16 protein-coding genes and 1 pseudogene are annotated in these 19,968 nt (G+C 66.3%); 6 read left to right on the forward strand and 11 right to left on the reverse strand.

Features of this window, described 5'->3' with window-relative positions; genetic code table 11:
• Nucleotides 1–105 precede the first annotated feature (105 nt).
• On the forward strand, nt 106–939 hold the full coding sequence (locus tag MBENS4_RS27315) for a hypothetical protein (RefSeq protein WP_340140778.1): 834 nt from the start codon (nt 106–108) through the stop codon (nt 937–939).
• Complete coding sequence (locus tag MBENS4_RS27320) at nt 834–1,916, forward strand: sensor domain-containing diguanylate cyclase (RefSeq protein ID WP_340140779.1); 1,083 nt, start codon at nt 834–836, stop codon at nt 1,914–1,916. Before MBENS4_RS27315 ends, MBENS4_RS27320 begins: the two co-directional genes overlap by 106 nt.
• 83 nt (nt 1,917–1,999) lie before the next feature.
• Here the strand turns inward: MBENS4_RS27320 and MBENS4_RS00090 are convergent, their stop codons facing one another.
• The 3 genes and pseudogenes from MBENS4_RS00090 to MBENS4_RS00100 form a co-directional block, all read right to left on the reverse strand.
• On the reverse strand, nt 2,000–3,442 hold the full coding sequence (locus tag MBENS4_RS00090; RefSeq protein ID WP_039387931.1) for an efflux transporter outer membrane subunit: 1,443 nt from the start codon (nt 3,440–3,442) through the stop codon (nt 2,000–2,002).
• Nucleotide 3,443: 1 nt separating this feature from the next.
• Nucleotides 3,444–6,635 carry an efflux RND transporter permease subunit gene (locus tag MBENS4_RS00095; protein WP_039387933.1) on the reverse strand — a complete coding sequence of 1,064 codons (3,192 nt, stop codon included), beginning with the start codon at nt 6,633–6,635 and terminating at the stop codon, nt 3,444–3,446.
• A gap of 6 nt (nt 6,636–6,641) precedes the next feature.
• Nucleotides 6,642–7,825 (reverse strand): annotated as a pseudogene (locus tag MBENS4_RS00100) (efflux RND transporter periplasmic adaptor subunit).
• A gap of 113 nt (nt 7,826–7,938) precedes the next feature.
• Between MBENS4_RS00100 and MBENS4_RS00105 the strand changes: the two are divergent.
• Nucleotides 7,939–8,538, forward strand: a complete 600-nt coding sequence (locus tag MBENS4_RS00105; RefSeq protein WP_039387934.1) for a TetR/AcrR family transcriptional regulator — start codon at nt 7,939–7,941, stop codon at nt 8,536–8,538.
• 166 nt (nt 8,539–8,704) lie between these two features.
• Here the strand turns inward: MBENS4_RS00105 and MBENS4_RS00110 are convergent, their stop codons facing one another.
• From MBENS4_RS00110 to MBENS4_RS00125, 6 genes are all read right to left on the reverse strand, one after another.
• Nucleotides 8,705–9,046 (reverse strand): hypothetical protein, encoded by a 342-nt coding sequence (locus MBENS4_RS00110; protein ID WP_052322295.1) that lies wholly within the window; start codon nt 9,044–9,046, stop codon nt 8,705–8,707.
• A gap of 107 nt (nt 9,047–9,153) precedes the next feature.
• Complete coding sequence (locus tag MBENS4_RS23775) at nt 9,154–9,600, reverse strand: TolC family protein (protein ID WP_052321888.1); 447 nt, start codon at nt 9,598–9,600, stop codon at nt 9,154–9,156.
• The gene (locus MBENS4_RS00115) at nt 9,567–10,625 is read right to left on the reverse strand and encodes an efflux transporter outer membrane subunit (RefSeq protein ID WP_052321889.1); all 1,059 of its coding nucleotides are present in this window, start codon (nt 10,623–10,625) and stop codon (nt 9,567–9,569) included. The genes MBENS4_RS23775 and MBENS4_RS00115 overlap by 34 nt, the downstream gene beginning before the upstream one ends.
• Complete coding sequence (locus tag MBENS4_RS23780; protein ID WP_052321890.1) at nt 10,625–11,056, reverse strand: HlyD family secretion protein; 432 nt, start codon at nt 11,054–11,056, stop codon at nt 10,625–10,627. The genes MBENS4_RS00115 and MBENS4_RS23780 overlap by 1 nt, the downstream gene beginning before the upstream one ends.
• Complete coding sequence (locus MBENS4_RS23785; RefSeq protein WP_052321891.1) at nt 10,999–11,796, reverse strand: HlyD family secretion protein; 798 nt, start codon at nt 11,794–11,796, stop codon at nt 10,999–11,001. The genes MBENS4_RS23780 and MBENS4_RS23785 overlap by 58 nt, the downstream gene beginning before the upstream one ends.
• A gap of 55 nt (nt 11,797–11,851) precedes the next feature.
• The gene (locus tag MBENS4_RS00125; protein ID WP_084591892.1) at nt 11,852–13,474 is read right to left on the reverse strand and encodes an MFS transporter; all 1,623 of its coding nucleotides are present in this window, start codon (nt 13,472–13,474) and stop codon (nt 11,852–11,854) included.
• Nucleotides 13,475–13,845: 371 nt separating this feature from the next.
• Between MBENS4_RS00125 and MBENS4_RS00130 the strand changes: the two genes are divergently transcribed.
• Nucleotides 13,846–15,786 (forward strand): BCCT family transporter, encoded by a 1,941-nt coding sequence (locus tag MBENS4_RS00130; protein ID WP_039391444.1) that lies wholly within the window; start codon nt 13,846–13,848, stop codon nt 15,784–15,786.
• Nucleotides 15,787–15,814: 28 nt separating this feature from the next.
• Here the strand turns inward: MBENS4_RS00130 and MBENS4_RS00135 are convergent, their stop codons facing one another.
• Nucleotides 15,815–16,711 carry a LysR family transcriptional regulator gene (locus MBENS4_RS00135; RefSeq protein WP_039387936.1) on the reverse strand — a complete coding sequence of 299 codons (897 nt, stop codon included), beginning with the start codon at nt 16,709–16,711 and terminating at the stop codon, nt 15,815–15,817.
• A gap of 123 nt (nt 16,712–16,834) precedes the next feature.
• Between MBENS4_RS00135 and MBENS4_RS00140 the strand changes: the two genes are divergently transcribed.
• Nucleotides 16,835–18,043: an MFS transporter gene (locus MBENS4_RS00140; protein WP_052321892.1), complete on the forward strand. Its 1,209-nt coding sequence runs from the start codon at nt 16,835–16,837 to the stop codon at nt 18,041–18,043.
• A gap of 49 nt (nt 18,044–18,092) precedes the next feature.
• Nucleotides 18,093–19,052 carry a toxin-antitoxin system YwqK family antitoxin gene (locus MBENS4_RS00145; RefSeq protein WP_144400811.1) on the forward strand — a complete coding sequence of 320 codons (960 nt, stop codon included), beginning with the start codon at nt 18,093–18,095 and terminating at the stop codon, nt 19,050–19,052.
• Here the strand turns inward: MBENS4_RS00145 and MBENS4_RS00150 are convergent.
• A complete protein-coding gene (locus MBENS4_RS00150; protein ID WP_242404714.1) occupies nt 19,049–19,879 on the reverse strand; it encodes an SGNH/GDSL hydrolase family protein in 831 nt (276 codons plus the stop codon). The genes MBENS4_RS00145 and MBENS4_RS00150 overlap by 4 nt on opposite strands.
• Nucleotides 19,880–19,968 lie beyond the last annotated feature (89 nt).

The following is a 19,968-nucleotide window of genomic DNA, read 5'->3' on the forward strand; positions in this document are numbered from 1 at the left end:
ACCTTTTTCTTGGGCTGTTGCAGCGGGCTCTTTGCGTATTAGGCCTATGAGAGTACGTGTGGCTTAACACGAAATTTAGCATCCTGCGCCTAACCGCCGAGGACCATGCGGCTCGCAACCATCACCAATTGGGCCTACGGGGCCACGGTTCTCCTCACGCTCGTGTCCGGCACGACGATGCTCCTTTCCTCCAGCGCGCAAGAGCAGGAGCGTGTCGCCGTGGAGCGGCGCTTTGCCCTCGACCGCGCGACCGAGCGGCTAGCCGAGGACGTGTATCGGCTGACCGATCGCGCGCGCCAGTATCTCAACACCGACGATGCCACCTACCAGGTGCTCTACACCCGCGAGGCGGCCGATACCGACAAGCTGGAAGAACGGCTGCGCCGGATCGCCGAGGCCGGGGCCACGCCCGGAGAGGTCGCGGTCCTGCGCGAAGGCCTGCGCTGGGCCGATTCGCTGCGCGATGAACAGACAGAGGCGCTCGCCGCGCAGGCCGATGGCAACACGCCGCGCGCACGCCAGATCCTGTTCGGCGCCGAATACGAACGCGAACTCGATCGCGCCATCACCATGGTCGAACGCTTCCAGGAACAGCTCGACCAACGTACCGAAATCGAGATCACTGAGGCGACCCGAATTTCGCGTATCTGGCGCACGACTTCCGAAGTCATGCTGGCGATCACCGCGTTCCTGTTCCTGTGCGTCCTCTACTTCGTGTTCAAGCGACGGGTCCTGCGCCCGGTCGTGCGCCTCTCCGACGTCGTCAACCGTCTTGCCGCACAGGACTACGGCGTGGAGCCCCTACGTACGAGGATGTCGACGAGATCGGCGACATGGCCCAGGCGATCCGCGTGTTCCGCGAGAACGGCATCGAGCGCCAACGTCTCGAAGCGGTCCAGGAGGCCGAACGTGCCTCGCGCGCGCTCCTCGCCCGCATGACCCAGCGCATGCAGGGCTGCGATACCCTGGATGCACTCACTGACGTGGTCCGGCGCTTCGTACCCGAGATCGTGCCCGGCTTTGCAGGACGGCTCTATGTGCTCGACCCGGACAGCAATCGCCTGGAGGAGACCGGAAACTGGCTGGATCCCCAGCACTCGGGGCGCGCGTTTTCGACGTTGGACTGCTGGGCGCTTCGTCGCGGCCTGCCGCACCGCCCGGCGGGCGAGACCATCGACGTGCCCTGCGCGCACCTCGATCTGGATGGCACGGACGAGCTTCCCGATACACTCTGCCTGCCCCTGATTGCGCAGCGCCAGACGCTGGGGCTGATCTACTTCGAGTCGCGCAAGGCGCGCGGTGAGCAGCGCTTCCCGGAAAACTATCTCCAGATGCTGAGCGAGAATATCGGCCTCGCGCTTTCCAACCTGCGGCTGCGCGAGCGCCTCCAGGCCATGGCGCTCACCGATTCGCTGACCGGACTGTCCAACCGCCGCAATTTCGAAGAGGAACTGCCTCTCTCGCTGGCCAAGGCCGAACGGGAGGCAGGCGTCCTCTCCTTCCTGATGCTGGACATCGATCACTTCAAGCGCATCAACGACGGCTTTGGTCACGAAGCTGGCGATGCGGTCCTGCGCGCCATTGGCACCGCGCTGCGCCAGGCCTTGCGCGAGGACACCCGGATCTTCCGATACGGCGGCGAGGAGTTCCTCGTCATGCTACCCGGCACCGACAGCGCGCAGGCTATGGAGCGCGCCGAGGATCTGCGCGCACGGATCGCGAGCCTCGAAATCCTGCATCATGGGGAGCCGCTTGGCCCGGTCACCGTTTCGATCGGACTGGCGACCACGCCCGACCATTGCCCGGCCGCCAAGCTTCTGCGCACCGCCGATGCGGCGCTCTACCGCGCCAAGGACCTGGGCCGAAACCGCGTCGAGGTGGCCCAGCCCCGCAAAGACGAGCGCCTGGCGACTTGATGCCCCCTGCCCGCAAGCGAAAACGCCTCTCCGTCCATTCCCGACGAAGAGGCGTTTCTGCAGATTAGTCCGTCACAAGCGCCTTAGTCGGTTGCGCCTGTCTGGTCCTCGACCACGACATCGGCCCCGCCCCCGAGCGAGCGGTAGAGCTCGATCAGGTTGGTCGCTTCCAGCAGCCGCGTATTCACGAGCTGCTGTTCAGCGGCATAGGCCGTGCGCTGGCTGTCGAGCGTCGTCAGGAACGAATCCACGCCGCTGCGGAACCGTGCCTCGGCCAGGTTTGCCGAGACCTGCGCCGCCTTGGTCCGGCGCATCTGCGCCGTGACCTGTTCGTTGATGCGGCCACGCTGGGCCAGGGCATCGCTGACTTCGCGAAACGCGGTCTGGATCGCCTTCTCGTACGTGGCCACCGCAGCCTGCTTGGACGCCTTGGCATAGGCCAGGTTGCCCGAACGCGCGCCGCCGTCGAACAGCGGCAAGCTGGCCGAAGGCGCGGCGTTGTAGGTGTAGCTGCCGTCCTTGAAGAGCCCCGACAGCGCGGTGCTGATCGTGCCCAGCGTGCCCGTCAGCGAGATCGTCGGGAAGAAGGCCGCGCGCGCCGCGCCGATGTTCGCGTTCTCGGCGATCAGCTGGTGCTCGGCCTGGAGCACGTCGGGACGCGAGAGGAGAACATCGGAGGACAGCCCCACTGGAAGATCCTGGCGCACCATATCCTCAGTGCCCAGCGTCGAGGGCAGCAGTTCGCGCGGAACGGTCGTCCCGGCCAGCAGGTTGAGCGCGTTCTGATCCTGCGCCAGCGCAGTCTCGAGCACGGCGATGTCGTTGACCGCGCCCTCGTAGCTGGTTTCGGCCTGGCGTACCTGCAGCTCGCTGCCGGTGCCGATCTCGAACTGCGCCCGCGTGAGATCCAGCGTCTTCTCGAAAGCATCCTTGGTCCGGCGGGCAAGCGCCAGCTGGTCCGCATCGCTCGCCATCGTCAGCCAGGCGTTGGCGATCTCCGCGATCAGGCTGATGCGGGTGGAGCGCTGCGCTTCCTCGCTTGCGAAGAACTGCTCCTGCGCCGCGCGCGACTGGTTGCGTACGCGCCCGAACAGATCAAGTTCGAAGGCCGAGATACCCAGCGTACCCTGGTAGATCTCGATATCGCTCGAGTTCTGGGTCTGCCCGGTCATCGCCGCGAAGTTGTTGGTGTAGGTCGCGGTGCCCCCCGCGCTCAGCGTCGGGAACAACGCCGCGCGCTGGGTGGTGAACTGGGCGCGGGCCTGAAGGACATTGGCCGCCGCAATGCGCAGATCCCGGTTCTCCTCCAGCCCCATCGCGATGACCTGGCGCAGACGTTCCTCGAGGAAGAAGTCCTGCCAGCCCGTGCGCGACATGTCCGGGGCATCGCTTGCTGCACTCGGATAGACCCCGCCCTGCGGCATGGCCTGGGGAATGGCGCCGGTCGGCCGCTCATAGTCGGGTGCCATGTTGCACCCGGCCAGGAGCAGCGCGCCCGCCGCGATCGGTAGAATGCGTGTCTTCATCTCAGTTGCCCTCCGGGGCCTGGCTGCCCGAGGCAGCGCCCTGGTTCGCTTCGTTGCCTTCCTCCTGCGAGGTCTCGTTGTCGCGGCCATGTCCGAAGAGATGGCTGACGACCACGAAGAACATCGGCACGAAGAAGATCGCGAGGACGGTCGCGGTGAACATGCCGCCCACGACCGCGCGGCCGATGGCGTTCTGTCCGCCCGCACCCGCGCCCGAGGAGATCGCGAGCGGGATCACACCGATGCCGAAGGCCAGCGAGGTCATCAGGATCGGACGCAGGCGCAGCCTGGCCGCCTCGATGGCCGCGCTGAAGGCATCCATGCCCGACTGCACGCGCTCTTCGGCGAACTCGATGATGAGGATCGCGTTCTTGGCCGAGACACCGATCGTGGTGATGATGCCCACCTGCAGGTAGATGTCGTTGTTGAGCCCGGTCAGCCAGGCAGCTCCCAGCGCGCCGAGCACGCCGAGCGGAACCACCAGGATCACCGCGATCGGCACCGACCAGCTTTCGTAGAGCGCGGCAAGACACAGGAACACGACCGCGAGCGAGAGCGCGTAGAGCGCGGGCGCCTGGCCCGACCCCATGCGTTCCTCATAGGACAGGCCCGTCCAGTCGAGGCTCGTGCCCGGCGGAAGCTGGGCGTGGAGTTCCGTCATCTTGGCCATGGCATCGCCCGTGCTCAGTCCGGCCGCCGGAGCGCCCTGGAGTTCCATCGCAGGACGCCCGTTGTAGCGGGTGAGCATGGTCGGTGCATTGCGCCAGGACACATCCGAGAACGCCGAATAGGGGCTCATCTGGCCATCGGCGCCGCGCACGTAGAAGGAATCCAGGTCATCGGGCGAATCGCGGTATTCCTCCTGCGCCTGCAGGTAGACGCGCTTGGTACGGCCGCGATCGAGGAAGTCGTTGACGTAGGCGCCGCCCCAGGCAGTCGAGATCTCGGTGTTGATGGTGCCCAGGTCGAGGCCCAGCGCGCTGGCCTTGTCCTGGTCGACATCAACCTTGAGCTGCGGCGCATCGTCGAGACTGACCGGCATGATCTGCATGATCGCCGGATCGGCCATCGCCGCGCCCATCAGCTGGTTGCGCGCGGCCAGGAGCTTGTCGTGGCCGATGCCATCGGTGTCGGTCAGCCATACGTCGAAGCCTGCCGCGTTGCCCAGTTCCGAGACGGCCGGCGGGATCAGCGCGAAGATGGTGGCGTCGCGGTACTGGCCCAGTGCCCCCATCGCGCGGCCAACGATGGCCTGCGCCGCATTTTCGCTGCCCGAACGCTCTTCCCAGTCCTTCAGGCGGACGAAGGCAATCGCCGCGTTCTGGCCACGGCCCATGAACGAGAAGCCCGAAATCGTGAACACCGCCTGGACGTTGTCCTTCTCATCCTCAAGGAAGTGGCGACGCACTTCCTTGAGCGCTTCCTCGGTGCGCGGCAGGGTCGAGCCCGGAGGCGCCATGACCTGGGTCAGGACGACGCCCTGGTCCTCGTCCGGAAGGAAACCGCCGGGAAGGCGGAAGAAAATGAAGCCCACACCCGCAACCAGCAGGAGGTAGAGGAGGCCCGAACGCTTCCAGCTGCGCGCGGTGCGCTTGACGCCCTTCTCATAGCGGTCCGTACCGCGATCGAACGTGTCGTTGAACCAGCGGAAGAAGCGCGCCAGCAGGCCATTGCCTTCCAGCTTGGACGGATCGTGGGGTTTCAGGATCGTGGCGCAGAGCGCCGGAGTGAGGATCAGCGCGACCAGCACCGAGAGCACCATCGAGGAGACGATGGTGAGCGAGAACTGGCGGAAGATGACGCCGGTGGAACCGCTCTGGAAGGCCATCGGCAGGAACACCGCCGACAGCACCATGGCAATACCGATAAGCGCGCCGCTGATCTCGTCCATGGACTTTCGCGCCGCGTCCTTGGGAGAGAGGTGCTCGGTCTGGATCAGACGCTCGACGTTCTCGACCACCACGATGGCGTCGTCGACCAGAAGACCGATCGCGAGCACCATGCCGAACAAGGTGAGCTGGTTGATGGTGTAGCCCAGCCCCGCCATGATCCCGAAGGTGCCCAGAAGGACGACCGGAACCGCGATGGTCGGGATCAGCGTTGCACGCCAGTTCTGCAGGAACAGGAACATGACGAGGAAGACGAGCACGACCGCCTCAACGAGCGTGTGGATCACCTGCTCGACCGAGAGACGCACGAACGGCGTGGTGTCGTAAGGGTAGACGACCTTCACGTCCGGCGGGAAGCCTTCGGAGATGCGGGACACCTCTTCCTTGACGGCCTCCACCGTGTCGAGCGCGTTGGCACCTGAAGCCAGGCGCACACCGAAGCCCGAGGCAGGCTTGCCGTTGTACTGGACGTCAAAGCCATAGGTATCCGCGCCCAGCTCCGTGCGCGCGACATCGCGCAGACGCACGACACCGCCGCCCGCGTTGGTGGCAAGGCGGATGTTGTCGAACTCGTCCGGCGAAGTCAGGCGCGACTGGACCGAGACGGTGGCGTTGAGCTGCTGCTCCTTCGAGGACGGCAGCTGGCCGATCTGGCCGGCGGAAACCTGCGCGTTCTGGGCCTCGATAGCCGCGCGCACGTCGCCCATAGTAAGGTTGTAGCTGCGCAGCTTGAGCGGATCGACCCAGACGCGCATTGCGTACTGGGTGCCGAAGACCATGAGCTCGCCCACACCGTTGATGCGGCTGACCGGGTCCTGGACCTGGCTGACGACGTAGTCCGAAAGGTCGTTGGCGCTGTGGCTCCCGTCTTCGGAATAGAGGCCGACAACGACCAAGAAGCTCGCCGCCGACTTGGCTACGGTCACGCCCTGGCGCTGCACCGGTTGGGGCAGCAGCGACTGCGCGGCCTGCAGCTTGTTCTGCACCTGAACCTGCGCGATATCGGGATCGGTGCCCTGCTCGAAGGTCAGGGTGATCGTCACTGCACCTGCCGAAGACGACTGCGAGGAGAAGTAGCGCAGGTTATCGATGCCCTTGAGCTGCTGCTCGATGATCTGCGTGGTCGTCTGCTCCAACGTGTCCGCATCCGCGCCCGGATAGGTCGCGTTGATGGTCACCGTAGGCGGCGCGATCTCGGGGAACTGCGAGACCGGAAGGCTGCGGATCGCGAGGATGCCGAACATCATCGCGACAATGGCGATGACCCATGCGAAGATGGGTCTGTCGATGAAATAGCGTGCCATGTGGGATCAACGCCCCTCGGACGGATTTTCAGTCTCGGCCGAGGGTGCCTCGACCTCCTTGCCCGAGCGCGCGCCGACTTCACCCGGCTTCTTTACCACCGGCTTGACGGTGCTGCCCGGACGCGCGTTCTGCGAGCCTTCGACGACGATTTTCTCGCCTTCCTTGAGGCCGCCCGTGACCAGCCAGTTGGTACCCGCGGTACGGTCGGTCTCGATCACGCGCTGCGACACCTTGCCGTCCTTGCCGACGACCAGGACGACGGGCTGGCCCTTCTCATCGCGCTGCACCGCGCGCTGGGGGACCAGCAGGCCATCGGCCTTGGTGCCTTCGACGAAGCTCGCACGCACGTACATGCCCGGAAGCAGAAGGCCCTGCTTGTTGGGGAAGACCGCGCGGATGACCTGGCTGCCCGTGCTGGGATCGACGGTCACGTCGGTGAACTTGAGGCGCCCTTCGGCCGGATAGGTGCTGCCGTCCTCAAGCTTCAGGTTGACCGTGGCGGCCGCGCCATTGCCGGCAAGCTTGCCGGCCAGGATCTCCTGGCGCAGGCGCAGCACGTCCGCGCTCGACTGCTGGATGTCGACATAGATCGGATCGAGGTGCTGGATCGTCGTCAGGGGCTCGGCCTGCGAGGCTGAGACGAGCGCGCCGGTGGTGTAGGTCGAACGTCCGATGCGCCCGGAGATCGGTGCGCGCACGGTGGTGCGGGCGAGATCGATCTGCGCGCTGCGCAGCGCGGCTTCCTGGGCCTGGACGGTGGCGCGTGCCTGGGCGGCGGCGGCCTCGGCGTTCTCGGCCTCCTGCTTGGAGATCGCATTGATCTTGACGAGTTCGCCATAACGGCGGGCCTGCGCCTCGCTCGCGGCGATCTGCGACCTGGCCTGGGCCAGCGCGGCCCGCGCGCTTGCGACCTGCGCCTCGTAGGGCGCGGGGTCGATCTTGTAGAGCGCCTGCCCGGCGCGCACGTTGTCCCTTCCTCGAAGAGGCGGCGCAGAATGAGCCCATTGACCTGCGGACGCACGTCCGAGGTCTCGTAGGCGCTGGTGCGCCCGGGGAGCTCAGCCTGGAGGTCGACCGTCTCGGTGCGCACGGCCATCACGCCAACTTCCGGCGGCTGCGGTTCGGCTTGTTGCGACCCGCCGCCGCACGCCGAGACGAGCAGCCCGAGGATAGGGATCAACTTCTTCATGGTTCGCACCCGATAACGATGATATGCAGTTTGTGAGTGATCGTTCACTCACGATTGCACGGCCCACTACTGCAATGCAGCAAAAAGCACAAGCGACGCACGGGATAAAAGTGATGGAAGACACCGCCAGCCACAGGACAGCGCGCTGCGACGAGCGCCGCCGCAAGCTGATTGCAACGGCGCGCCGACTGTTCGCGAATCAGGGGTTTCATCTCACCGGCGTGTCCCAGATCGCACGCGAATCGGGCATTGCCGTGGGGCAGATCTATCGCGACTTCGCGAGCAAGGAAGCGGTGATTGCCGCCATCTGCGAGGAAAGCCTGCAGGTCTGGCTCGAGGAAGAGACGCTGAACCAGGCCATCGCCGAAGATGACAAGGGCACCATCGCAGACTGGATCACGCATCTCCTCCAGGAGGAATACGAGTTCGAGGAAAGGCGCATGCTGATGGAGATCATGGCCGAGTCGGGGCGCAGCGAGAGCATCGCCCAGATCAACGCCTGCATCCTGGGACGATTCCGCCCGCAGCTCAATCGCGCCCTCACCTCGATTGCGCCGCATCTGGACGAGAGCGCCCGCACGCTCATCATCAACCTGGTCCAGGTCCTGAGTTGGGGTATTGCCGCGGGCGAACAGCTCGACCCGGCAATGGATCGCGCGGCCTTGCGCACCTACGTGACGACGCTGGTGCGGCGCGAAATCGGTATCGACTAACCCTGCGCGAAAGTGGGTCCAGAGCGGTCAAGGCCCGACCTTCCGGGCCAACCGCTCCAGCCGCCCGGGTTCGCAAGCGCGACCGATCAGATGGATCCATCTGATCGGTCACTGCCTGGCCAGCCCGGCGGAGCGCAAGGACCTGCCCCACCGAGAGGCAAAGGGATCAGTTCACGCGGCGACGGTGTTTGCCACCGTAGCGCTTGCCGCAATATTCATCGAGTTCGCGCATCTCGCGCGCCGCCGCACGGGCAATAGCCGCATCACAGGGAAGGTCCGCCGATCCCGACGCTTCGGCCCGGACCGCCTTTTCCGCCCGCGCATCCTCCATCCGCGCCTCGACGCGTTCGCGCAGGACCTCGATGTCGGCGCGTGAAAGGATGTTTTTTTCGCGCAGGTAACAGATCATCGTCTGCAAGAGGATCAAGGCCTTGTCGCCGCTGTCGACTTCCGCAAAGTCCGTATCGACACAGGCTCCGCCTGCAGGCGCACCCTTTCCTTCGATCATTTCAGCACTCTCCGTCATGGTCACGCCGTATTGTTCGTGCGTTTCATGCCGAAGTTACCGATTCTTCCGAAGATTTCCAGCGCGTATATATTTGTATAGCTACCTAACTACTCAGCCTCCTTCGTGAGGGTATTGTGCGGCGCCGCGTCCGCGGCCTCCCAGCCACCGCCGAGCGCCTTGTAGAGCCGTACCAGCCCTCCCCTCACGGCCGTTTCGGACAGGGCCAGACGGTCCTCCCCCTCCAGCAGGGTTGCCTGCGCCAGGGTCACATCGAGAAGCCCCACCGCGCCTTCGCGGTACATGTCGCGCGCGGCGGCAAGGGCGGTGCGGTCCTGCCCGACTTCGCGGGCCAGGCGGTCGCGCTGCGCCTGGATATCGGCGTAGGAAACCAGCGCGTTGTCGACATCGTTGAGCGCCTCGACCACCGCCTTCTGATATACCAGCGCGGCCTCGCGCTGCTCGCTCTTGCGCAGCGCCAGCGTACCCTTGAGGCGCCCGCCCTGGAAGATCGGCAGACTGATCACCGGCCCGACACTGACGCCCGGCTTGCCCACTCGCCAATATTCTTCGCGTGGAAACCTTCGGTACCGAAGTGGCCGCCGAGGCTGATCGAGGGATAGAAGTCCGCCACCGCAACGCCGGTCTCGGCCGTGGCGGCATGGAGGCGCTGCTCGGCCTCGCGGATATCCGGGCGGCGGCGCATGAGGTCTCCGGGCAGGCCGACCGGCACACTGGGCGGCACGCCCGGCAGCGCGCGTACCGGTGCCAGCTCGGCCTCGAGTTCGCGCGGCGGCTTGGCAAGGAGCGTACCCAGCGCATTGATGAGCTGGACGCGGCGGCTGTGCAGTTCAGGGAGGCGCGCCGAGATCGCCTCGACCTGCCCGCGCGCCCGCGCAACATCGAGGCGCGTACCCAGGCCATTGGCAAAACGGTCCTCGACCACCGTCAAGGTCCGCTGTGCCGTTTCGAGGTTGTCCTGCGCAATCGCCTCGCGCGCCTGCACGCCGCGCAGCTCCATGTAGTGTCCGGCAAGCTCGCCCACGGCATCGAGCGCGACCGCGTGGCGCACCTCAATCACCGCGCCGGTGCGCGCGTCAGCCGCCTCCACGGCCCTCCGCACCTTGCCGAAGAGATCGAGCTCCCACGAAGCACCCAGCGCATCGGCAAACTCGTTCACTTCCGGGCTCGAGCCCGGTGCCGGCATAAGCTGCGAGAAGAGGCCCTGCGGGCTGCGGCGGGTGCGCGCGTAGCTTGCCTGCGCGCCCAGCTGGGGGCGCCCTTGTGCCCCTGTCACCCGGCTCTGGGCCTGCGCCTGCTGGATGCGTTCGGCCGCGACGGCCAGGTCGAGGTTCTGCGCCAAGAGACGCTCGACCAGCGCCGAGAGCTGCGGATCCTGGAAAGTCTCCCACCAGCGCCCGTCAACTTCGCCCCCGATGGTCGTACTAGGTGCCTCGGGACGCTCGGCCCATTGCGGCGGTGCCTTGGCCACGGGACGGGTGTAGTCCGGGCCGACCGTGCAGGCCGAGAGCGCGGCCAGGGAACTTGCGGCCAGCGCGAGCGCGGCAAAACGAGGCTGCATCACTCCACTGCCTCCTTGGCACCGAGGTAGGCGGTCTGCCTCTTGCCCCCGATGACATCGGCAAAGTGGGTCTCGATGCGGGTCTCGACCGACATGCCCATGCGCAGGTGGCGCACCTCGGGCTGCCCTGCGGCAAAGCGGATCTTGACCGGCAGGCGCTGGACGATCTTGGTGAAGTTGCCGGTCGCGTTCTCCGGCCCCACGGGCGAGAACGCCGCGCCGGTCGCCGGAGGCACGCTGTCGACCACACCGTCGAGATCAATGTCGTAGGCATCGACGTGGATGCGCACGCGCTGGCCCGGCGCCACGTGCTTGAGCGCGACTTCGCGGTAGTTCGCCTCGACGAAGGTCTCCTCCAGCGGCACCACCGCCATCAGTGCCGAGCCGGGCGCCACGTAGTTGCCGGGCTCCGCCTCGCGCTGGCCGACCATGCCGTCGACCGGGTGGTGATGCGGGTATAGCCGAGGTCAAGCCTGGCCTGCGCGAGCCGCGCCCGGTCGGCCTTTACCGCCGACAGCGCGGCCTCGCGCGCGGCGCGCAGGACCGCCAATTCGCGGGTCGCGGCCTGGACGGCGGCCCGGGCCTCCTCCACGCGCGAAGCCTGCTCGCGCTGGGTCGCACGCGCCTGCTGCTGGGCCTGGCGCGATCCGGACCCCGAATTGGCGAGGTTGTCGTAACGTGTGGCGTTGGCCTCGGCGAGGTCAAGACGCGCGCTGGCCTGGCGTACCTGCGCCTGCTCCTGGGCGACCAGCGCGGGCTGACGCGCGAGCGCGGCTTCGGCGTTGGCGACCTGCGCGAGATCACGGTCGAGCTGCGCCTGCGCCTCGTCCACCGCCACACGGAAATCACGATCATCGAGGCGGGCAAGGAGCTGCCCCTTCTTCACCATCTGGTTGTCCTCGACATCGACCGAGACGACCTGGCCAGCGACGCGCGGGGCGATCACGGCGTAGTGCGCAGTGACACGCGCATCGTCGGTGGTCACCTCCGAGCGCGGCACGAAGAGGCTGAACAGGACGTAGGCGATAAAGGCCAGGATCACGAACCCGCCCCCGTACCAGGGCCAGTGCGGATGGAGGACATAGCGGTCGTTGTCGCCCGGGATGATGATCGTCCCGACGATCCAGGGGCGGCGTGCCCCGCGCTCGGCGGAAGGTAGTATGTCGGACATGTGGGGTTCCAGGAAGTTCGGCGATGGAAGAGAGAAAAGGAGTATGACGCCCGGCTCAGGCCGGCACGGGAACGAGAGCCGGAGCTGGGGCCGGTGGCACCTCGGTCTTGGCGGGAGGCGCCTGGCCCGGCGTCGCTTTTACGAGGGCGATATGCGGGGGATAGGTGCGCACCGGCAGCACGATCAGGACGAGGAGGACGAACCCGGCAAGCCCCGCGAGGAACAGGTACTGGTCGCTCGCCACCATCACCGCCTGCTGGCGCACGACGGCCTCGTGGAAGGCACCCAGGGCCTCTGTGCTGCGCGGGCTGCCATCTGCGGTCAGCGGGGGCGCGTGGCGCGGGTCGAGCGCAGGGCCCCGGATCAGGGCGAAGGCGTGGCTCCCGGCCCGCTCGATCAGGCGCGTGCCATGCAGCTCGCCGCGAAAATGGGCGACCAGTTCGAGAAGGCACGTGCCCAGCGCCTGCGCCACCGCGCGCGGCATGTTGATGAGCGGGGAGACCTGCGGCCCTTCCTGCGGCACCACCGCGTTCGTACCCATCATCAGGAGCGAGACGACAACGAACGCCTGGCCCAGGCCCGAGATCGCCTGCCACATGTAGAACTGCTCACGGTTCCAGGCCGAGGTCAGCTGGCTGCACCCGATGCAGGCGACCATGATGCACAGGAGGCCAAAGCCGTTGACCCAGCGCGAATCCACCCAGTCCTGCTTCAGCACGTAGACCGCGAGCGGCAGGTAGAGAAACTGGAGCGCGGCGATCTCCAGCATGATCGTGGCGGATTGCAGCGGGCGGTAGCCCTGCACTTCGGCGAGGTAGGCCATCGGCACGGCCGAAGACGACATGCCGATCATGATGAAGCAGAACAGCGTGATGACCGCATAGGCCACGTTGGGCCGTCCGAGCAGACGGACCCCGATGAGCGGGGCCGGACTGCGCCATTCGTTGAGGACGAAAAGCGGCACTGCCACCGCGCTCACCAGCGCCAGCACGCAGATGAGGGGCGAGTTGAACCAGTCGAGTCGGTTGCCGTGCTCCAGCATCGTCGTCAGCGCGCCCATCCCCAGGATGACAAGGGCCGTTCCGCTCCAGTCGCACTGGCGGATGCGCGCCAGGTTCATCGGGTCCTGCGGCATACCGTGCCACACCAGCAACCCCGCCAGCGTGCAGAGAGGAATCGCTTCCCAGAAGACAAAGCGCCAGTCGACAAACTCGGTCCACAGCGCCGCAACGCCCGCGCTGAGATTGGGAAAGAAGGTCGCGGTCAGGGCGTAGCAGCACAGCCCCCAAAGCCGGATCGGCGGCGGCAGGAAGCGCAGCGCCGCAGCCATCAGCAGGGGAATCGTGAAACCCTGAGCAAGGCCCTGGAAGATGCGCAGGAGATAGAGAATCTCGATATTGGGCGCGAACGGGATGAGCACGCTGGACACGAGATTGAGGCCAATCGCGAAGAGCACCATGCGCCGCAACGTCACGACCGTGGACCAGAACGGCGAAAGCGCCATGCCGATCACCATCGCGGTGACGTAGAGGCTCTCGATCCAGGTGCCCGCGTCATGGCCGATGCCCATCGCGCCGCGCACGTCGACAAGGGCAATGGCGCTGACCTGGTCGTTGAATTCGGCCGCCATGGCCGCAACGATCGCGCCGGCAAGGCCCAGCAGGGGTTTCTTGTCCATACCCGTTCAGCCGCGCCCGTCTGCTCCGGGACAGCGGCCGCCACGTCCCACCCGCAGGACCGCGGCCTTCGTGCCTTGTACCATGAATTGAACCCAATCTTTCAGTTGATATAAGTCAACTGAAAGATTGGGTTGTATTTGTCAACCGACAAAGGTGTGAACATGGGACAGCTTTGTTCCCACCGCAGGCACCGTTCAGCGCAGGTCTGGCACGCCCCATTGCCGATTTGTTTCACGGCGGCCTGCAACAAGTTTCCCGTTCAAAAGTTGCCTCATGCGATCCCAGTACGTAGACGATGGCCCTGATGAGCGAAGATACCCCCCCCAATCCGAACGTCAGCGAACTGACAGAACGCCCATCCGGGTTCCGCATGGCGGTCAATCCACCGGTGTTCTTCACCTCCGCAGTCCTGATCCTCGCCTTCGCACTGGCGGCTGTCCTTGCCCCCAAGCGCGCGGAACGGATCTTCACCCATGTCCAGGAGTTCCTGGTCCAGAATTTCGGATGGTTCTACATCCTGGCGGTGGCGGGCTTCCTCGTCTTCGTGATCTTCCTGATGCTCAGCCGGCACGGCAACATCAAGCTGGGGCCTGACGACAGCGAGCCGGAATACAGCTACCTGTCCTGGTTCGCGATGCTGTTCAGCGCAGGCATGGGCATTGGCCTCGTCTTCTTCGGGGTCGCGGAACCGATCCAGCACTTCGCCTCGCCGCCAAGCGGCGAGCCCGGCAGCATCGATGCGGCCCGGCGCGCGCTGGTGCTGACCTTCTTCCACTGGGGCGTGCACGCCTGGGCAGTCTACATCGTCGTAGGCCTGGCCCTTGCCTACTTCTCGTTCCGTCGCGGCCTCCCCCTCACCATCCGTTCGGCGCTGTTCCCGCTGATCGGGCGCAAGATCAACGGGCCCATCGGCGATGCCATCGACATCTTCGCGGTACTGGGCACGATGTTCGGTGTGGCGACCTCGCTCGGCCTCGGCGTACTTCAGGTCAACGCGGGCTTCAGCTACCTTTTCGGCCTTCCCATCGACACCGCCGTACAGCTGGTCCTGATCGCGGTCATTACCGCGCTCGCCACGCTCTCGGTCGTCCTCGGCCTCGACAAGGGCGTGAAGCGCCTGTCCGAGCTCAACATCATCATGGCCGTGCTGCTGCTGGGCTTCGTGCTCTTTGCCGGCTCGACCGTGTTCCTGCTCCAGGCCTACGTCCAGAACATCGGCGCCTACCTTGGCGCCCTCGTCTCGCGCACCTTCCGCATGTACGCGTACGAGCCCAACCCCTGGCTGGCGGACTGGACGCTGTTCTACTGGGGCTGGTGGATCGCCTGGTCGCCGTTCGTGGGCATGTTCATCGCGCGCATTTCGCGCGGACGCACCATCCGCGAATTCGTGGGCGGCGTGCTGCTCGTCCCCGCGCTCTTCACCTTCCTGTGGATGACCGTCTTCGGCAACACCGCGATCGCGCTCGACATGTCGGGCGTGGCCCCGATTGCCGAAACCGTGAAGAACAACATGCCCGTCGCCCTGTTCGAGACGCTGCAGGCCCTGCCCTTCGGCACGATCACCTCGTTCATCGCGACCATCCTCATCGTCACCTTCTTCGTGACCTCGGCGGACTCCGGTGCACTCGTGATCGACATGATCACCTCGGGCGCGGCCGAGAACCCGCCGGTGTGGCAGCGCATCTTCTGGGCGGTCTGCGCGGGCGGCATTGCTGCAGCCCTGCTCGTCGCGGGAGGCCTCGATGCCCTGCAGACCGCCGCGATCGCAAGCGCCCTGCCCTTCGCGATCATCATGGTCTTCATGTGCTATGGCCTGCTCAAGGCTCTGAACGGCGAACGAGAAGGCGAGACAAGCGACCTGTCGGCCTCGCTCACGCCCTCCGCTCCGCGCGCCGAAATGAACTGGCAACGCCGTCTCGGCGCAATTGCCGGTGTCTTCCACGAGGCCGAGATCGACGCTTTTCTCACCGACACCGTCAGCCCCGCGCTCGACGCCGTGGCGGACGAGATGCGCGACAACGGGCTCGTGCCCGAACTCGACGCGGACAAGGGCCACGTGCGCCTTGTCGTGGCCCACGGCGATCGCGGCGACTTCGTCTATCAGGTGCGTAGCCGCCCCTATCTCAAGCCCAGCTTCGTCTGGGCCGAGACCCGCAAGTCCCACGATTCCGAACGCCGCCACTTCCGCGCCATGGCACAGGCCTCCGACGCCAGCGCCCCGCACGATGTCACCGGCTTCTCCCGTGCCCAGGTCATCGACGACCTCCTGACCCGCTACGGCCGCTTCCGCCACTTGCGCCGCATCTCGTGATCCCGCAGCGCTGCGCGACCGGGCCGGTTCATCCGCCCCGGTAGTGCAGCGCCTTCACGAATTCGGAGAAGGCGGGCGTGGGCTGGCGGCGGCTCGGGTAATAGAGCTGGTAGCCCTCGAAGGGCAGCGAATAGTCCTCCAGCACGGCCTCCAGGGCCCCACTTTCCAGATGCTCGGCCGCATGGATGTCGAGCACGCACCCGATCCCGGCCCCATCGAGCGCGGCCTGCATGATCGGGAAGATGCTGTTGAAGATGAGCTGGCCGCCCACGCGAACATCGAGCGCCTGCCCCTGCTCCTCGAACTCCCAGGCGTAGATCCCCCCGTTCGATGTGAAGCGGTAGTTGAGGCAGGCGTGATCGACCAGGTCACGCGGTGTCCTGGGCCGTCCATGTTTCGCGAAGTAAGCAGGTGCGGCGACGGCGAGCATCCGCAGCGGCGGCGAAATTGCGACCCCGATCATGTCCTTCTCCACCACTCCGCCAAGCCGCACGCCCGCATCGGCGCCACTCGCCACGATGTCCGTGAAGCCGTTGTCGATGGTGACTTCGACGTTGATGTCGGGAAAGCGCGGTAGGAAATCGCGCAGCATCGGCCAGAGGATCTTGTGCGCGGCCAGTTCGTCCGAGTTCACCCGGATGTTTCCCGCCGGCCGGTCACGCAGCTCGGCCAGCTGGGCGATATCGGCCTCGATTCCATCGAGTTTCGCCCCGACCGAACCGAGCAGCCGTTCCCCGGCTTCGGTCGGCGAGACGCTGCGCGTCGTGCGGTTGAGGAGGCGGATGCCCAGACGCGCCTCCAGCGCCTTCATGCGGTGGCTGAGCGCTGACGGTGTCACCCCCAGCTGTGCCGCCGCACGGGTAAAGCTGCGCAGGCGCGCGATCGTCACGAAGGCAACGAAGTCGGACAGGTCATGGCGTTCCATTCCTGAGCCGTACTCATAAAGCATTCAAGAAAACACCCTCTAATTCAATTGCGAGAGATCCCCTAGAGGGCACACTCCCCGACCACGCACGGCACAGACCTGCCCGAACCGGACCTGATAACCATGAATTCCCCGCACACCTCCCCCACCTCGCCATCGCCGTCTGAAAGCCCAGCCCATTGGGGCGCGGTCTATGCGATGGCCCTGTGCAGCTTCGTGCTGGTCGCCTCCGAATTCCTGCCGGTCAGCCTGCTGAGCCCGATGGCCGCCTCGCTTGACCTGACCGAGGGCCAGGCTGGGCAGACCATCGCCGCCTCCGGTCTCTTTGCCGTCATCGCCAGCCTCTCGCTCGGCCGTCTGACCCGCAGCCTGCAGCGCCAGCACGTCCTGCTTGCCCTGACCACGCTCCTCGTCATCGCGAGCGTGCTTGTCTCGCTTGCGCCCAGCTACGCCGTACTGATGACCGGCCGTGCGTTCCTGGGCCTTGCCCTGGGGGGCTTCTGGTCGATGTCCGCGGCCGTTTCGATCCGCCTCGTGCCCGATGCCGACGTGCCCAAGGCGCTGGCGATCATCAACGGCGGCAATGCGCTGGCGATGACGCTGGCCGCGCCGCTGGGAAGCCTGCTGGGCGGATGGATCGGGTGGCGCGGCGCGTTCTGGTGCGTTGTTCCACTGGCGGTCCTGGCCGTAGCCTGGCAGGCCTTTGCGCTCCCTCGCCTGCACCCTGACCGCAAGGCCCAGGGCGGACGCCTGCTCGACCTGCTGCGCCATGCTCCCCTGACCGCGGGCCTCGTGACGGTCGCGCTCCTTTTCATTGGCCAGTTTTCGCTCTTCACCTACCTGCGCCCCTTCCTGGAACAGGTGACCGGCGTGGGCGTCTCGTTGCTCTCCACGCTGCTGCTCGTCGTAGGCGGTTCGGGCTTCGTCGGCACACTCGTCGTCGGGCGCATTGTCGAGGGGCGCCTGTTTGCCCTGCTGGCCGCCCTTCCTGCGGTCATGGCCGCGGTCGCGCTGGCCCTTGCCCAATTCGGCGACATGCTGCCTGTCGCCATTCCGCTGCTCGCCATCTGGGGCTTCGCCGCCACGTCCGCGCCCGTCGCCTGGTGGACCTGGCTGGCCCGCACCGTGCCCGAAGACGCCGAAGCGGGGGGCGGCCTGATGGTCGCGATCATCCAGGTCTCCATAACCCTGGGGGCAACGCTGGGCGGGATCGGCTTCGACACGCTGGGCGCGGTGCACGAGTTCATGGTGAGCGCGCTCGTCCTTACCCTCGCCGCCGCCGCCGCCATCGCACTGGCCCGCTTCCAGAAGACCCGCGCAGTGACCGCCTGAACCGGACTTCCCTTGCAAGGTCGGGGGCGTGATCCGTAGAACGCGCCCCATGTCCTTGCCTGTTCACGGAAGTTTGGCGCTCATCGCCGCCGCGCTCGCCGCCGCCCCAGCCTATGGCGCGCCCTCCGAGGCCGTCGAGAAACCCTACCAGCGCGACTATTCCGAAGCCGAGCTCTGCGCCGTATCCCAGCGCGACGCCTTCACCGGCATTCTCGATCTTCGCGCAGCTGACGGCACCTTGCGCCGCCGCGTCGAGTGCCGCGACGGGCGCAAGGACGGGCTCGACCGCCAGTTCTATCCCACAGGCGCCCTGGCGCTGGAACGCAACTGGAGCGAGGGCGCGCTCGATGGCCTCTACCGCCACTGGTCGGACGACGGCACTCTCCTGGAGCGCTGGACCTATGGCCCCAGCGGCCTTGAGGGCGACTACTACGTCTTTCACGAAAACGGCCAGCTCGCCTCCAAGGCACACTGGCGCGAGGGCAAGCGCGACGGCCCCTACATCAACTACGCGCGCGACGGGCGGCTCAAGGAATTCGGCAACTACCGCAAGGGCCGCGCCGATGGCGACCAGGTAGAATACCGGAGCTCAGGCGCGGTCGGCCACAAGCACTACGCCATGGGGCGCCCTGTCGGTCCGCAACCGCTGTGGAGCAAGGACGGCACTCTCCTCGCCTTGGCCGAATACGACGAGGCGGGGCGCTTCCTGCGCGGCGCGGCCTACAACCTGGACGGCTCGATGCGGCGCGAGAGCCATCCCCTCGACATTCCCGGGCACGGCCGCGGGCTGGAAACCACAGAGTACAACGGCTGCGAGACACGCACCGTCATCCAGAGCGGAACCGACGACCCCCGCCGCCTTGCCGAAATGGGCTATTCACTAACGCCAGGTCTCTATCGCCTGGAAACAATCCGCCGGTGCGGCAAGCTGGTCGAACGGGTCGAGGCCTTCGACCACGAACTTCTCACGCCCGCTTTCCACGCCGAGCCGCCCGAAGACTGTCCTTAATCGGCGTTCCCAAGCGTATGGGCAATGGCGGCCTTCGCCAGCGGGGCCATGATCGCATAGCCCTTCGCGGTGGGGTGCACGCCGTCCGAAGAAAGCCCCTCCCGCATCGCCCCGTCGGGGGCCGCAAGTGCGCTCCAGTAGTCGACATAGGTGAGCCCTTCGCGCGCCGCATAGGCCTTTAGCCAGGCGTTGAGCGCGCGCACCTGGGGATCGGGGCGCTTGTCGCGCGCCCAGGGAAAGGCCTTTGCCGGAGGCACCGAGCCCAGGATGACCTTGATCCCGTGCGCACGGGCGAGTTCGGCCATGGTCTCGATATTGCCGGTGACCTGCGCCATCGTCGCCGCCCCGGTGTTCCCGGCGATGTCGTTGGTGGCGGCCAGGATATGGACCGCGCGGGGCTTCAGCTTGAGCACGTCCTCGCGATAGCGCACCAGCATCTGCTGCGTTGTCTGGCCCGAGATGCCCCTGTCCACGCGGCCGTTCGTCCAGAAATCCGGGTCGATGTTCTGCCAGTTGTCGGTGATCGAATCGCCCATGAAGACAACCTCCACCGGAGCGTTCTTCGCCTTGAGCGCCGTGTTCGCCTCGGCGTAGCGGCACAGCTGGCCGAAGTCCCGCGTCAGCATGTCGAGATTCCAGATGTGCCACCCGTCCCCGTCGCTCGGCATCGCATGGTGCGGGCACGGCTCTTCGACGATGCCCACCGGGTCCTGCGCATGGGGATCGCCGTCCACGCGCGTCTGTGCACCGGCAGGCATCCCGAGTGCTGTGCTCAGGGCAAGGGCTCCGGCAATCGTGGCGGCGGCATGGCGCATGGGTCTACTCATCCTCTCGTGCGCGGGACGTTCCCGCAGTGCGTTTCATTCGGGGCAGAGCTAGACCAGCGCGGCGCACTTGAAAACGGCGAACTTTCTCA

Source organism: Novosphingobium sp. MBES04 (genome assembly GCF_000813185.1).
GTDB classification, from domain to species: Bacteria; Pseudomonadota; Alphaproteobacteria; order Sphingomonadales; family Sphingomonadaceae; genus Novosphingobium; species Novosphingobium decolorationis.

Bases quoted from the DNA above. Each gene is read 5' to 3' on its own strand.
- MBENS4_RS00135 (WP_039387936.1), bottom strand. From the start codon at position 16,711: ATGGAACGCCATGACCTGTCCGACTTCGTTGCCTTCGTGACGATCGCG.
- MBENS4_RS00095 (WP_039387933.1), bottom strand. From the start codon at position 6,635: ATGGCACGCTATTTCATCGACAGACCCATCTTCGCATGGGTCATCGCC.
- MBENS4_RS23780 (WP_052321890.1), bottom strand. From the start codon at position 11,056: ATGGTCGGCCAGCGCGAGGCGGAGCCCGGCAACTACGTGGCGCCCGGC.
- MBENS4_RS00125 (WP_084591892.1), bottom strand. From the start codon at position 13,474: ATGGACAAGAAACCCCTGCTGGGCCTTGCCGGCGCGATCGTTGCGGCC.
- MBENS4_RS00115 (WP_052321889.1), bottom strand. From the start codon at position 10,625: ATGCAGCCTCGTTTTGCCGCGCTCGCGCTGGCCGCAAGTTCCCTGGCC.
- MBENS4_RS27315 (WP_340140778.1), top strand. From the start codon at position 106: ATGCGGCTCGCAACCATCACCAATTGGGCCTACGGGGCCACGGTTCTC.
- MBENS4_RS23785 (WP_052321891.1), bottom strand. From the start codon at position 11,796: ATGTCCGACATACTACCTTCCGCCGAGCGCGGGGCACGCCGCCCCTGG.
- MBENS4_RS00145 (WP_144400811.1), top strand. From the start codon at position 18,093: ATGTCCTTGCCTGTTCACGGAAGTTTGGCGCTCATCGCCGCCGCGCTC.
- MBENS4_RS00105 (WP_039387934.1), top strand. From the start codon at position 7,939: ATGGAAGACACCGCCAGCCACAGGACAGCGCGCTGCGACGAGCGCCGC.
- MBENS4_RS27320 (WP_340140779.1), top strand. From the start codon at position 834: ATGGCCCAGGCGATCCGCGTGTTCCGCGAGAACGGCATCGAGCGCCAA.
- MBENS4_RS00130 (WP_039391444.1), top strand. From the start codon at position 13,846: ATGGCGGTCAATCCACCGGTGTTCTTCACCTCCGCAGTCCTGATCCTC.
- MBENS4_RS00150 (WP_242404714.1), bottom strand. From the start codon at position 19,879: ATGAGTAGACCCATGCGCCATGCCGCCGCCACGATTGCCGGAGCCCTT.
- MBENS4_RS00110 (WP_052322295.1), bottom strand. From the start codon at position 9,046: ATGATCGAAGGAAAGGGTGCGCCTGCAGGCGGAGCCTGTGTCGATACG.
- MBENS4_RS00090 (WP_039387931.1), bottom strand. From the start codon at position 3,442: ATGAAGACACGCATTCTACCGATCGCGGCGGGCGCGCTGCTCCTGGCC.
- MBENS4_RS00140 (WP_052321892.1), top strand. From the start codon at position 16,835: ATGAATTCCCCGCACACCTCCCCCACCTCGCCATCGCCGTCTGAAAGC.